General features: G+C 42.0%; 12 protein-coding genes and 1 pseudogene. 5 read left to right on the top strand and 8 right to left on the bottom strand.

Going from position 1 to position 13,523, the window contains the following annotated elements; all coding sequences use genetic code 11:
- Nucleotides 1-705: a bifunctional demethylmenaquinone methyltransferase/2-methoxy-6-polyprenyl-1,4-benzoquinol methylase UbiE gene (ubiE, locus tag HMPREF0549_RS06335; RefSeq protein WP_003717444.1), complete on the top strand. Its 705-nt coding sequence runs from the start codon at nt 1-3 to the stop codon at nt 703-705.
- A gap of 332 nt (nt 706-1,037) precedes the next feature.
- On the opposite strand, the gene HMPREF0549_RS06330 is transcribed toward ubiE, so the two are convergent.
- Complete coding sequence (locus tag HMPREF0549_RS06330; RefSeq protein ID WP_040531462.1) at nt 1,038-1,937, bottom strand: prenyltransferase; 900 nt, start codon at nt 1,935-1,937, stop codon at nt 1,038-1,040.
- A 73-nt stretch (nt 1,938-2,010) separates the two neighbouring features.
- On the opposite strand from HMPREF0549_RS06330, the gene HMPREF0549_RS06325 reads away from it, so the two are divergent.
- From HMPREF0549_RS06325 to adhP, 3 genes are all read left to right on the top strand, one after another.
- Nucleotides 2,011-2,988, top strand: coding sequence for a polyprenyl synthetase family protein (locus HMPREF0549_RS06325; RefSeq protein ID WP_003717442.1), 978 nt, complete (start codon nt 2,011-2,013; stop codon nt 2,986-2,988).
- A gap of 21 nt (nt 2,989-3,009) precedes the next feature.
- Nucleotides 3,010-3,726, top strand: a complete 717-nt coding sequence (locus HMPREF0549_RS06320; RefSeq protein ID WP_040531460.1) for an ion transporter — start codon at nt 3,010-3,012, stop codon at nt 3,724-3,726.
- Nucleotides 3,727-3,845: 119 nt separating this feature from the next.
- Entirely contained in the window at nt 3,846-4,871 is a 1,026-nt protein-coding gene (gene adhP / locus HMPREF0549_RS06315; protein ID WP_003717440.1) for an alcohol dehydrogenase AdhP, read from the top strand.
- Nucleotides 4,872-4,960: 89 nt separating this feature from the next.
- Here adhP and HMPREF0549_RS06310 read toward each other — a convergent pair whose 3' ends face one another.
- From HMPREF0549_RS06310 to HMPREF0549_RS06300, 3 genes are read right to left on the bottom strand one after another with little or no spacing between them, the layout of a single operon-like run.
- Nucleotides 4,961-5,878, bottom strand: a complete 918-nt coding sequence (locus tag HMPREF0549_RS06310) for a dihydroorotate dehydrogenase (protein ID WP_003717439.1) — start codon at nt 5,876-5,878, stop codon at nt 4,961-4,963.
- Nucleotides 5,878-7,173, bottom strand: coding sequence for a dihydroorotase (gene pyrC / locus HMPREF0549_RS06305; RefSeq protein ID WP_003717438.1), 1,296 nt, complete (start codon nt 7,171-7,173; stop codon nt 5,878-5,880). Before pyrC ends, HMPREF0549_RS06310 begins: the two co-directional genes overlap by 1 nt.
- The gene (locus tag HMPREF0549_RS06300) at nt 7,173-8,129 is read right to left on the bottom strand and encodes an aspartate carbamoyltransferase catalytic subunit (protein ID WP_003717437.1); all 957 of its coding nucleotides are present in this window, start codon (nt 8,127-8,129) and stop codon (nt 7,173-7,175) included. Before HMPREF0549_RS06300 ends, pyrC begins: the two co-directional genes overlap by 1 nt.
- Before the next feature lie 293 nt (nt 8,130-8,422).
- Here HMPREF0549_RS06300 and HMPREF0549_RS06295 point away from each other — a divergent pair.
- A pseudogene (locus tag HMPREF0549_RS06295) lies at nt 8,423-10,242 on the top strand (heavy metal translocating P-type ATPase).
- 83 nt (nt 10,243-10,325) lie between these two features.
- Here the strand turns inward: HMPREF0549_RS06295 and HMPREF0549_RS06290 are convergent.
- From HMPREF0549_RS06290 to HMPREF0549_RS06275, 4 genes are all read right to left on the bottom strand, one after another.
- On the bottom strand, nt 10,326-11,045 hold the full coding sequence (locus HMPREF0549_RS06290; protein ID WP_373878837.1) for a matrixin family metalloprotease: 720 nt from the start codon (nt 11,043-11,045) through the stop codon (nt 10,326-10,328).
- Between the two features lie 70 nt (nt 11,046-11,115).
- Nucleotides 11,116-11,943, bottom strand: coding sequence for an exodeoxyribonuclease III (locus HMPREF0549_RS06285; protein ID WP_003717433.1), 828 nt, complete (start codon nt 11,941-11,943; stop codon nt 11,116-11,118).
- Between the two features lie 13 nt (nt 11,944-11,956).
- Complete coding sequence (locus tag HMPREF0549_RS06280; RefSeq protein WP_040531457.1) at nt 11,957-12,277, bottom strand: MazG-like family protein; 321 nt, start codon at nt 12,275-12,277, stop codon at nt 11,957-11,959.
- Between the two features lie 65 nt (nt 12,278-12,342).
- Entirely contained in the window at nt 12,343-13,365 is a 1,023-nt protein-coding gene (locus tag HMPREF0549_RS06275; protein WP_040531455.1) for a serine hydrolase domain-containing protein, read from the bottom strand.
- Nucleotides 13,366-13,523: the final 158 nt, after the last annotated feature.

The following is a 13,523-nucleotide window of genomic DNA, read 5'->3' as shown; positions in this document are numbered from 1 at the left end:
ATGACAAAAACAAATCACCTTAAAAATGAATCTGAAGTTAATGAAATGTTTACCAGAGTTGCGCCTAACTATGACAAACTTAACAATATTATTAGCCTTGGGACGCAAAAACTCTGGCGGAAAAAGCTTTTAGCTGGTTTAGAATTCAAGCCAGGAATTAAAGCCCTTGATGTGTGCTGTGGAACCGGTGACCTAGCAATTGCACTGGCTAATCGCTTACCACAAGGACGCGTTACCGGTGTTGATTTCAATGCGGCAATGCTAAAAATTGCTGAACAAAAGGCCAAGACAATTCCGAACCTCATCTTGATTAATGGGGACGCAATGGACTTGCCGTTAGAGGACGAATCATTTGATATTGTTACGATTGGTTTTGGTCTGCGGAATGTTCCAGATGCGGATAAAGCATTAAGCGAAATTTATCGGGTATTGAAACCTGGTGGCCAATTAGGTGTTCTGGAGATGTCACAGCCGACAAATTCACTGATCAGGGTTGGCTGGAAAGCTTACTTTAAGGCATTTCCTTACTTGGCCAAGCTTGCTGGCGGCCATGTCAAAGATTATCAATACCTCAAGAAGACAAGTCAGCAATTTGTTTCCGCTGATCAGTTAGCCAGAATGATGGCTGATGCCGGATTTAAGGCCGTCAATTATTCATCACTTAATTTTGGTGCTGCAGCAATTCATTTTGGGATTAAAGAATAAACAAGCTACGAATTAGACTCAGTAAATTCGGAAATTACTGGCAATAGTTAAGGACCAGAAAGAAACAAATTGTTTCTTCCTGGTCCTTTTCTTCGTTTGTTCACTTATTGAGTTTTAGGGCAACGGGATAGAAAGAAAGGTGCGCAACCTAACGTTCTACTGCTACAGAGCCTAGATCTGCTCGCCACGACCGCCACCCCCAATGCAACATAGCTAAGATCTGCTCGCCCTAACCTTCCTCGAGCTAACGACCTCCGACTCCGACGACAAGACGTCGTTCGTCGGAGAAATCGTTAGCCACCGGAAGGTTTTAACGGGCTCGCACTCTAACTCTATAACACTCCCACCCCATATGTTATTACTTGGGCAAGGGAGCCGACGAGGAGAATTTTAACGGCACAGGGGAAGGTGCGTTTTTTGACTTGTTCGTGGTACAGAAGCTTTGTTTGTTTGACGACGAACGGGATGATTAACAGGGTAAGCAGCATAGTCCAAGGGGCTAGGCGTGCCATAACGGCTGTAATAATTGCTAAAAAGGCGATCACGTTTTTAGTGGTAAAACTATTTAATCCCTGTTGAACACCGATAAAATGAATAATGGTGTGACGATGATTATCCTCATCTTCCTGAGCATCACAAATATTATTAGCAAGCATCAGGTTTGAAATCCATAGTTCACATGGCAAAGCGACTAACCAAATTTTAAGTAGGTTGCTCCAACTCCAATCAAAGATACCGGTTTTATTGATATAAACCGAAATCAGCATGATCATGAAACCCATCGTAAAGCCAGAAAAGAATTCACCGACCGGTAACCCGTTCATCGGAAATGGTCCTGAAGAATACAAGATCCCCACAGCGAAACAAAAGATTCCCATCCAAAGCAGGGGTAACCCCACTCGGGTAACAAGATAAATTCCAATCCCGGCAGCGATAATGCTAAAAATTAGGATCAAGGTTAAGACAAGACGTGGGGAGATCTTTTCCCGACCAATGATATTGGTATTCTTCTTGTAATCCTCAGTATCAACCGCATGATTATAATCGTTATAATTATCCATCATATCAACGGCCATATTAAAGAGGAGCATTGCAATAAAAAAGAGAATTGAGTTAATAAGGTTAAATGAGTGATAGTAATAAACACTCATGCAGACCCCGAGAAGCATCGGGAGAATACTAGCAGTTTTGGCTTTAATCTCAACTAACTCTAAAAAGACATCTAATGACACATTCATACTTCCCATTCATTTAAAAATATTGTTACAATATGATAGTACACCAATACAAAGGAATTATCATTCAATGGACAAACATTATTTCCGTAGTGACCCACAGCTTAATAACGCACTTGAGGAAGTCAATCACCTGATTAATCAGCGAATAACCGTTAATAATACTGATTTACAAGCAGCACTAAAGCAAATGGCTTCAAAGGGCGGTAAATACCTCCGCCCTGCTTTCTGCCTAACCTTTGCCCGACTAGGTGGCAAGAATAGTTGGAACAGTTCTAAATTAATCAAAATTGCTTCCTCATTGGAAATTCTCCACATGGCAACCCTAATTCATGATGATGTAATTGATGACTCCCCTGAACGACGTGGTGCCCCAAGCATTCAAAAAGCTTTTGGAAAAGACACAGCGGTATATAGTGGCGACTTATTATTTACTGTTTTCTTCGACCTGTTAGTTGAAACCATGGAGAGTTCACCTTACCTAGCAACGAACGCTCAAGCAATGCGTAAAATTCTTGCTGGTGAACTTGGACAAATGAATCAACGTTATCAACAACAATCACTTCTCGAATATTATCGGAATATTAACGGTAAAACAGCGACCCTCTTTAGTCTGGCTGCCCAAGAAGGAGCACACTTTGGCGGTGCTGATGCTAGAACTGTTCACCTTGCTAAACATATCGGGCAAAATATCGGAATTACCTTCCAAATTCTAGATGATATGTTGGACTACACCACCAATAAGAAATTAAACAAGCCGATTCTTGAAGACCTCGCTACCGGTGTTTATTCCCTACCGCTTCTCCTGGTCTTAAAAGAGCACCATAAAGAACTTGACCCGTACCTCGCTAAAAAGCAGGAAATGACGGTTGAAGATACTCAAGAAGTTCAGCGATTGGTTAATCAATATGGCGGTGTTAAACAAGCACACGAGCTGGCTGGTAAGTTTACTAACAAAGCATTACAATTAATTGATGAATTACCAACAAGTCCTACTCAAAAGCTTCTCAAAAAGGTCACCATCCAACTCTTGGACCGCTCAATGTAAGAATAAGGAAGTTAAGCTAAATTGAAACGTCAAGTATACATTTTATATCTTCTTACCATGGCCCTCTTAGCGGTTATTTCGATTCTATTAATTGCATTTGACTTTGCTCATGAGCTTAATATCAATAACGAGCCATTCAAGACGGTTAATGATGGGATTCTGGTTATCTTTGCAATTGATTACTTTACCCGATTTTATCTTGCCAAGGATAAGAAAAAGTTCTTCAAGCATAATATCTTTGACCTGCTCTCAATTATCCCCGTGAATGGTCTTGCCTGGATCTTCCGGTGGAACCGGGTTAGTCGGGTTTTCACCTTTTTACGAATTGTTCGTCTTATTGGATTAACTGGACGGTTAAACCGGTTTATCGAAAAGGATGGTCTCCTGTACTATCTTTATGTAACCTGCGCAGTCCTTTTGATTTCTGCTTCAATGTACAGCATCTCTGAGGGTACTCATTTTTCCACCGCTCTTTGGTGGGCAATTACTACAGCTTCAACTGTCGGTTATGGTGACATTTCACCTACCACCACGATCGGCCGAATTGCTGGTGTCCTATTAATGCTAGTCGGGATTGGTTTGATCGGGGTCATTACCAGTACAATTACCGACTACTTTTCTCAAGAAGACAATAACCAGATTCAAGATAAATTGGATCAAATTGAGAAGGAAAACCAGGAATTACGAAAAGAACTGCAAGAGTTAAACGAACATTTGAATCACATTACTAAAGGCTAAGAAAAAATGTTTTTTCTTAGCCTCTTTCCATATTTAGCGCTCTCCGATGTTACATTGACCATAGTGATTCGGATTATAATTATTAACTAACTGTTTTACTAAGTTGGGATGCTAACAAAATGAAAGCTGCCGTTGTTCGTAAAAATTGTGATGGATACTTTGATGTTAAAGATGTTACTCTTCGTGATTTAAAACCAGGTGAAGCATTAGTAAAAATCGAATATTGTGGTCTATGCCATACTGATTTACACGTTGCTGCTGGTGATTTTGGTAAGGTCCCTGGCAGAATTACCGGCCATGAAGGAATTGGCCGAGTTGTTAAGGTTGGACCAAATGTAATCAGCCTCAAAATTGGCGATCGGGTATCAGTTGCCTGGTTCTTCTCTGGTTGTGGACACTGTGAATACTGCATTACCGGTAATGAATCACTTTGCCGTCACGTTGAAAATGCTGGTTACACCGGTGATGGAGCAATGGCTGAATACTGTATTGTGAAAGCCAATTACGCCGTTAAAGTTCCAGAAAACTTGGATCCTATTAAAGCTACTTCCGTTACCTGTGCTGGGGTAACCACCTACAAAGCAATTAAGACTAGTCAAATTCGCCCTGGTCAATGGTTAGTAATCTATGGTGCTGGGGGCTTAGGTAATCTGGGCGTTCAATGGGCGAAGAATGTTTTTAAGGCTCACGTAATTGCCGTTGATATTAGTGATGAAAAGCTCCAAGCCGTTAAAGAGGCTGGTGCAGATATGGTTATTAACTCTGCCAAGGTTGATCCTGCAAAGGAGATTCAAGATAAGATTGGCGGCGCACAAGCAGCAGTTGTTACTGCTACTGCAGCAATTTGTTACGATCAGGCACTTGCTTCTGTTCGTGCCGCCGGGAAGGTTGTTGCAATTTCACTGCCAAAAGGAAACATTGACGTCCCAATTGCTAAAACAGTTCTTGATGGGATTGAAATTGTCAGCTCATTAGTTGGTACCCGGCAAGACTTAGCTGAAGCCTTTGAATTGACAGCTGAAGGAGCTATTAACCCAATTGTTCACACACGGAAATTATCCGAAATCAACGATATTGTTGACGAAATGAAGAACGGTAAAATTATTGGTCGAATGGTTGTTGATTTCACTAATGGTGCCAATTAAACATTAATAAATAATAAAATCACCTTTAACTATACTTCTGGATCAGTTAAAGGTGATTTTATGTCTATAAACATGTTCAAAGCCACAATTTACATTCTTAATTCTGCAAGTGAGCCAATTCCAACCCGGGCCATTGCTTGCGGTAATTGCTCAATAATGTGTGGCATTGCTAAAGCATCATGGAAGTGTGCAGAACCAACCTGAACAGCTGAAGCACCGGCTAAGAAAAATTCAATAACGTCTTCTGCAGAGGAAATTCCCCCTTCACCGATGATCGGAATGTTTACTGCGTGGGAAACCTGATAAATCATCCGAATAGCTAGTGGTTTAATTGCGGTTCCTGAAAGACCACCCATGATATTTCCCAGAACCGGCTTCCGGGTTTTTAGATTAATCTTCATCCCCAGTAAAGTATTAATCATGCTTAAGCCATCAGCGCCCCCTGCTTCAACTGCCTGCGCAATTTCCACAATATCGGTAACGTTAGGAGTTAGTTTAACATAAACCGGGACATCGCCACTAGCAGCCTTAACTGCTTTGGTTAACTTTTCAGCGACCTGCGGATCAGTTCCAAATGCCATCCCGCCATGTTTAACGTTGGGACATGAAATATTCAGCTCTAATGCATCAACTAATCCAGTTGCGGCTAAGCGTTCAGTAACCATTACATAATCCTCAACACTTGCGCCACCAATACTTGCTACTAAAGGAAGGTCAGGATATTGGTGCTTAAGATGAGGAATCTTTTCTCCTGCAACCACATTTACCCCAGGATTAGTTAAGCCGACTGAGTTTAACACTCCATCGTTCAATACAGCAATTTGTGGCTGAGGATTTCCCGTCCGCGCTTGGAGAGTCGTAGTTTTGATTACGATTGCGCCCAGTCGGTTAAGATCATACTTCCGTGCTTGAGGAACATCGCCAAAGCCAAATGTTCCGGACGCTGGCATTACGGGGTTCTTCATTTTTAGGCCAGGCAAATTTACGGCAAGACGAACATCAGTCATTATTCTTCCTCCCCATTTCGTGAATAAGCAACCTTTCCATCAACTAGGGTTAAATCAGTGGTTCCATAAACTCGTTGACCAGTGAATGGGCTGTTAACGCCCTTGGAAAGGTAAGAATCTTCGGTGATTTTCCGCTCTGTATTCAAATCGAAAATTGCAATATCAGCTGGCTTGCCTGGTTCAAGGTGTCCAGCCTGGTCTAAGCCGAATTCTTCTGCCGGAACCGCACTCAGCCAGTTTAATAATTGAGCTAAACTAAAGATTCCCGGACGAACAAACTTAGTGTAAAGCATCTCAAATGCGGTTTCACTACCGGTAATTCCGTTAGCTGCCCCGCGCATGTCATCTTGTGGCTTTTCCTTTCGCGAATGAGGAGCATGGTCGGTCGCAATCATATCAATTGTCCCGTCAAGCAATCCTTCAATAACGGCTTGGCGATCCTCTTCATGCCGTAATGGCGGATTCATCTTAAAGTATGAGTTATTTGCTGGAATGTCTTTGTCAGCAAGCAAGAGGTGGTGGGGTGTCACTTCACAAGTAACGTTAACCCCCTCTTTCTTTGCCAAACGAACAAGTTCAACACTTTCCTTCGTTGACACATGGCAAATATGATAATGAACTCCGGTTGCCTTTGCAAGGACAAGGTCACGCGCTACCTGAGCTGATTCGGAAACACTCGGTGCCCCAGGTAATCCTAATTCCTCAGCCCGCTTTCCGGCAGTCATTACGCCACCAAAAAGAAGTGAATTATCTTCAACGTGAGCTGCTAATGGCAGGCCAACCTTAGCGGCACCTTCCATTGCCCGATACATGGTTCCAGCAGTCTGAATTCCGCTACCGTCATTACTGAAAGCAAAGGCTCCCGCATCCTTCATCGCTTGAAAATCAACCGGCTGATCACCCTGGCGGTTAACCGTGACGCTTGAGTATTGAGCCACGTGAACAACCCCAGTCTGCTGATTATGCTTAATCATTTGCCGCATCTTTTCAGGGGTATCTGGAACCGGATCAACATTTGGCATTGCACCAACAGTAGTAAAACCACCATGGGCAGCGGCCTTACTTCCAGTTTCTACCGTTTCCTTATAGGTAAGGCCCGGATCCCGGAAGTGAACGTGAACATCAACTAAGCCAGGAGCAACTAATTTTCCGCTAGCATCAATTAGCTTGTCAACACTATCTTCAGCAACTAAATTCTTGCCAAGTGCCTGGATCTTACCATCCTTAATCAGGACATCCGTATCTATTAGCCGACCGTCAACAAAACAGCGGCCACCCTTAATTAGCATTCTCATTAGTCTAAGCCACCTAACTTGCGACCGCGAAGAACTGCTTCTAACATTGCCATTCGCATGAAGACACCATTTTGCATTTGTTCATAGAACTTGCAGTTAGGTGCTTCAACCAAACTACCCGCTAATTCAACATCGTGGTTGATCGGACCTGGGTGCATGATGATTGCATTCTTTTTCATCCGGTTGTAACGGGCTTCATTAATTCCGTACTTTTCATGGTAGGATTTAGCAGAGAATTTTGCTTCGTTAGCATCCCCGGCATGACGTTCGTGTTGAACCCGGAGAAGCATCAGGACGTCCATTTCACCAACCAAGTCATCAAGTGGCATAAACTTACCGTACTTATCATATGCATGGTCGTACCAGTAGTCTGGACCAGAGAAGTAAACAGACGCACCAAGGCGGTTCAAGATTTCCATGTTACTTCCTGCAACCCGTGAATTAGTAATGTCACCGATAATGCCAACCTTTAAGCCATCAAAATGACCAAAATGTTCATGAATGGTCATCATATCAAGCATACTTTGTGAAGGGTGCTGACCTGAACCATCACCAGCGTTAACAATTCCCATGTTCAAATGAGAACCTGCTTTGGGGTGAATCAATGGTTCATAATAAGCATTGGTTGAGTGACGAATGACTGCTAGGTCAACACCGAGGGCATCCATTACTAACATGGTGTCATACATGGTTTCGCCCTTTTTGACTGAACTGTGTTGAGGGTCAAAGAAAATATCAGTTAAACCAAGGCGCTTTTCTGCAACTTCAAAACTTGTGTGGGTCCGAGTTGAGTTTTCAAAGAAGGCGTTGGTAACGTAAACTGGTTTAGTTAGCTTTGGCGTTTCACCACCATCTTTGTAAAATTCAGCACGGTGAATCAATGACAACACTTGTTCAGAAGATAAATCTTCAACAGTTACAAAGTGGGGGAGCTTAACTAATGGTAATTCAGTCATAATTGAATTAACTTCCTTTATCTAAAAATTTGTCCTAAAGAAAAACACCAGGCGTAATGGAGGCCTGGTGTTAACGAAATTTTTTAAAGTTAGTTAATATTACTTTGAAAAAGTCGTCTTTCTAGCCTCACGGGACTAAATTAAAGGACATTGATTGTTGCTAATAATGTACTCTGATTGATAGCAAATGTCAAATGAATTTTTAAATTAATTACGCAGGAAGGAATAATTAAAAGAACAGTCTCCCTAACTTAACGTATAATAAGAATAAGAAGATTATGGGAGGAATAATGGTGAAAAAATTATCAAATAAGCAAAAGCTCTGGTTAATCATCATCATTGCTGCTGTTGCTGTTATTTTACAGTATGCGTGTGGTTACCCGCTTTTTGCACAAATATTAGTAACGGTGGTTGGGGCAATCGTTGCTCTTTCAATGTTTATCGGGATGGTCAAGTCAATTCGTACCGGTGATTACGGTGTTGACCTCCTCGCAATTTTAGCTGTGGTTGCCACCCTAGCCGTGGGTGAATATTGGGCCGCCATGGTAATCCTGGTAATGCTAACGGGTGGAGATGCCCTTGAAGACTATGCGGCCAGGAAAGCTAACACTGAACTGAAATCGTTGCTGGATAATACTCCTCAAATTGCTCATGTCGTGACTGATGGGACAACCAATGATCTTGCGGTAAAGGATGTTCAGGTTGGCGCTGAGGTAATCGTTAAGCCGGGAGAAATTGTTCCGCTAGACGCGGAAAAGTAATCACTGGTCAAAGTGAGTTAGATGAATCATCCCTTACAGGTGAGTCACGACCAGTAAGTAAAATTCCTGGTGATGAAGTGATGTCAGGAGCAATTAACGGTGCTAACTCAATCACAATCAAGGTAACTAAACTTGCTAAGGATAGTCAGTATCAACAGCTGGTTAAGTTAGTTAAGACTGCAGAAGAATCTCCCGCCCGCTTTGTCAGGTTGGCAGATCGTTACGCAGTGCCATTTACTATTGTTGCAATCGTGATCGCCCTGGCCGCTTGGTGGTGGTCTGGAAACCCAGTGCGGATCGCAGAGGTTCTTGTAGTTGCTTCGCCGTGCCCATTAATTTTAGCTGCACCAATTGCCATGGTTTCGGGGATGAGCAGGGCCTCCCGAAACGGGATTGTGGTTAAAACCGGGACCGTCTTAGAAAAGCTCGCTAATGCCAAAACCGGGGCTTTTGATAAAACCGGGACAATTACCAATGGGCAACTAGCCGTTGGGGAGATCATCCCTGCTTCCGATAGCAACTTTTCTCATGACCAGCTCTTACAACTGGTAGCGAGTGCTGAAAGCGAGTCCTCCCATATTCTTGCCCGGTCACTAGTTGACTATGCCAAAAAACAGGCAGTTTCCCTTAGTCCGGTTCAAGATCTCCAAGAAGTTACCGGTAAGGGAATCACGGCTACAGTTGACGGCTATCAAATGAAGATTGGTAAATTATCATTCGTCGATCCTGACGGGAAACAAGCCATTCTCTCTTCGACCGCGGTTTACATTGAAATTAATGGTCAATATGCTGGAGCAGTAACATTCGTTGATCATATCCGTCCAGAAGCACGGCAGACAATGAATGCACTCCGCAAAATGGGAGTTACTAACCTGATGATGCTAACTGGTGATCAGGCTGCTTTTGCAAAGGAAGTCGCTAAACAAGTTGGCATTACAGACGTTAAAACAAACCTACTGCCACAAGGAAAGATTGCGGCGCTGAAAGCAATTCCGTTAGATCAGCATCCGGTCTTTATGGTTGGGGATGGGGTTAATGATGCCCCATCGTTCGTGACTGCCGACGTTGGAATTGCCATGGGTGCTCATGGTGCTACGGCTGCTAGTGAGTCTGCCTCAGTGGTGATTATTCGCGATGACCTTTCACGGATTGCCAAAATTGTTGAAATTGCTAAAGACACAATCAAGATCGCCAAACAAGCAGTCTTAATCGGAATTGCAATCTGCATAATTTTAATGTTAGTTGCCTGCACCGGGATTCTTCCTGCCTTTGTAGGGGCAATGTTCCAAGAAGTAATTGATACAGTTTCAATCTTGTGGGCATTGAAGGCACGGAAAGTCAAATTGGATTAGAATGCTTTTGAAAGTACAAATAAGGGTTCCAGAGTTCGGTCTTGCCGAGCACTGGAACCCATTATTTATGTACTGTGTTGTTTTTATTTTGTTGCATACAATTTCTTAACCGCTTGAACATCGGCTGGCTGAATAGTATAGAAAGAACCAGCAGGCTGCATTACGGAAACATGATTTGTGTGATCGAGGCCGATTGCGTGACCGAGTTCATGCTCTGCTGTATTGACTATTCGTTGTTGATCATAACCGTAGTCAGGATCAAGAAGGTATCGTTGGTTTAAATAAACATTGGCGTGAACAAAGTGGTTATTAATTGAATTCGATGAAGTTTTAGTCAGACCAGCTGCATTAGTACTATCGTTATTCATTGCACTCACAACAATTTCTGCTTGTTGACGGTTATTAACTTGACGAAATGTAAATGCTCCAGTTTGATTCCACTGTTGGATTGCCGATTGGGCTGCTGAATCAAGGGTTTGATTGCCAGTATTAACATAAATTGTTGCGTTATTGCTTGCCCAGCGTCCATTAGTGGGAATCGTTGTTGAATCTGTTTGTTGCTGACCCGTTTGCTGGTTCTTTTGAGAATCCGAATCACTCAGGTTAAGGTTCTGGGTAGTCGAATCATCCCCATGACCAATCAGATTGACAATTCGTTGCCGAAAGTTCCAAATCATTGCGGTTGATGCCGCTTGGATTCGTGAATTGTTAAAGTAAAGCCAGCCGCCACCGATAATTAGCGTCAAAACGACCAATCGTTTAAAAAGACGAAAGATCCTGATCTTGGCCACCTTCTTTCTCAATGACTAACATTCTAACTAGCAATATTTACTAAATTGTGACCAAGTTATTAATTTTTTATTAATCATGACTTTAGAGATCAATATCTAATTCAATCGGTGTATGGTCACGCCGTTCACCAGAATCAATCATCGTTGAATTCTTAATCTTATCGGCAAGCCGATCACTAACGAGCCAGTAATCAATTCTCCAGCCGGAATTGTTTTGCTTACTAGTGATTACCCGTTGTGCCCACCAAGAATAGGCACCTGTTTTTTCTGGATTAAGGTGACGGAAACTATCGGTAAATCCAGCCGCAAGCAATTTAGTAAAGTGTTCCCGCTCCTCATCTGTAAAGCCGGCAGAATGGTGGTTATTTTCTGGATGAGCTAGATCAATTGACTCGTGAGCTACATTAAAATCACCACTCGCGATCACTGGCTTTTGCTGATCGAGCTTCTGTAAATATTCACGATAGCAATCGTCCCAAACTTGGCGATCAGCTAACCGCTTCAACCCGCTCCCGGAATTGGGTGTATAAACTTCGGTAACGAAAAAGTCGGGGAACTCAAGGGTAATGATTCGTCCCTCATCATCCATGGTTTCTGGCGCACCAATTTGGGGATAAGTAACTGTTGGTTCATATTCCTTTAGGTAGAGGTACATTGTTCCAGCATACCCCTTTCGTGCAGGCTCTACCGAACTTCGCCAGGCAACCTGGTAGTCAGGAAACAATTCCTGCAAAACCGCAAGATGCTTTTTTGTTGGCCCATTTTTAGATAATTTAGTTTCTTGAATTGCAATTACATCCGGATGCTTACCTGCGATCTTATGGAGAACGCTTCTCGTTTCTTCAGCCCTTGTTGATGTCCCGGTTAAAGCCGCGTTAATTGAATCAATATTCCATGAAATTAACTTCATAAATAACTTCCTCCTAATTTTTCTTTTCAAGATCGCTTTGCTTAATGAAAACACCGGCAGAAGTAGTTTCACCCTGACGATCCGCAATTTCCCGATAAGCAGCTGTTAATGCTTTCTTATGGTCAACGCCAACTAGCTGGCTAAAAATTAATAAAGCAATTTGAAGATCACCAATACTATCAACCAAGCGCTCGTGATTTTGTTTATTATAGGCAGCAGATAATTCCCCAAGTTCCTCAGCCATCTTCATAAATTCAACCCGTGGATCCGCCTGATCAATCTTTCGTTGGTGCGCCCAATCATGGATCCTATTAATTAGTTCTTCATACTCCACCACGATATTCCTCCTCAGTCGATCATATTCTTCTTGTCTATTTTACATTATTTCTTACTAAAATATTATGCTCCCATATAGTTATGCATTAAGTCATCTGATACAGTCTTTAAGGTCAGATAATCGATGTTGTTAGAGAAAAACATTATCATTTTCTTGGTCTTGTAATTAGCGATAACGCAAGCATTGTAACCTGGAATACTACCGTTAGCACGGATAATGTCACCATCAAAATATACCCCGCCAAAATAAGCAACTTCCTGTTTTTGCGATTCTTGATAGAATTCGGTGATCATCTTTGGATCCTTTAAAACATAATTGTAAATAAATTTCCAGTAATTATTTGGTGAGATAAAAAGGTTCCCTGCCCCAAAATCTGAAGAGGTCGTAACAGTTACCTGATGCCAATCAATAGCGGGATCCATTGGTTGCGGAACTTCCTTTTTGGCAACTTCAGAGAAATCCTTAATTTGGTGTAGGTGAAGCGGCTTAGCAAAGTTTCTATGAATATAAGCATTATAACTAGAATGAGATTGCTTACTGATAATCGCAGCTAATAGTTCATAATCAACGTCCTGGTAATCCCAGGTATGAACGTGATCGTTTCTCATGTGTCCAAGCATATAAGTAATTTGCTGTTTTTGCCCTTTTAAAGGAACTGCCGGGCGATCATTGTTAACGAGGCCACTGGTATGGTTCATTAATTCACGAATCGTGATATCTTCGCTTCCATCAATCTGCGGAAAATAAGTGTTTAGGGACGTGTCCCATCCCAATTGCTTTTTCTGTGTTAGTTGATAAATTGCCGTCCCGGTCACAATTTTCTGAAGTGAAGCAGTTGGAAATAGTCGGTTGGCCTTAACAATCTGCTTCTTATTAGTAGTTTCATTGTTTGCAATGGTAACCGCTTGGCTTCCCTTACCATTAACCAATATTACACCATTAATATGGTGCGATTTTAAATAATCATGAAGTTGTGTTTGCGTCTGCTTATCTACCGCAGCCGCATTAGCTTGTTGCTGAGTTGATACCAAGAATAACCCAAAGGAACAAAACATTAAAAATATAAATAAATTCAATCTTTTCATAATCATACCCCAGATAATAAAAGCCAAATAGTATAATTTTATTTTAGTCTTATTTAATAATCCGGGCAAGAAAAGGAGAGCTTTAGGATATGAATAGGCTTCTATTCAGTTTTTTTTAAAACAAAAAAAGAACCCTTGATACACAAGGGCTCCAAGCC

It is taken from the genome of Limosilactobacillus vaginalis DSM 5837 = ATCC 49540 (assembly GCF_000159435.1).
Lineage (GTDB): Bacteria > Bacillota > Bacilli > Lactobacillales > Lactobacillaceae > Limosilactobacillus > Limosilactobacillus vaginalis.
The sequence above is the reverse complement of the archived record's forward strand: the minus strand, read 5'-3'. Positions and strand labels throughout refer to the sequence as shown.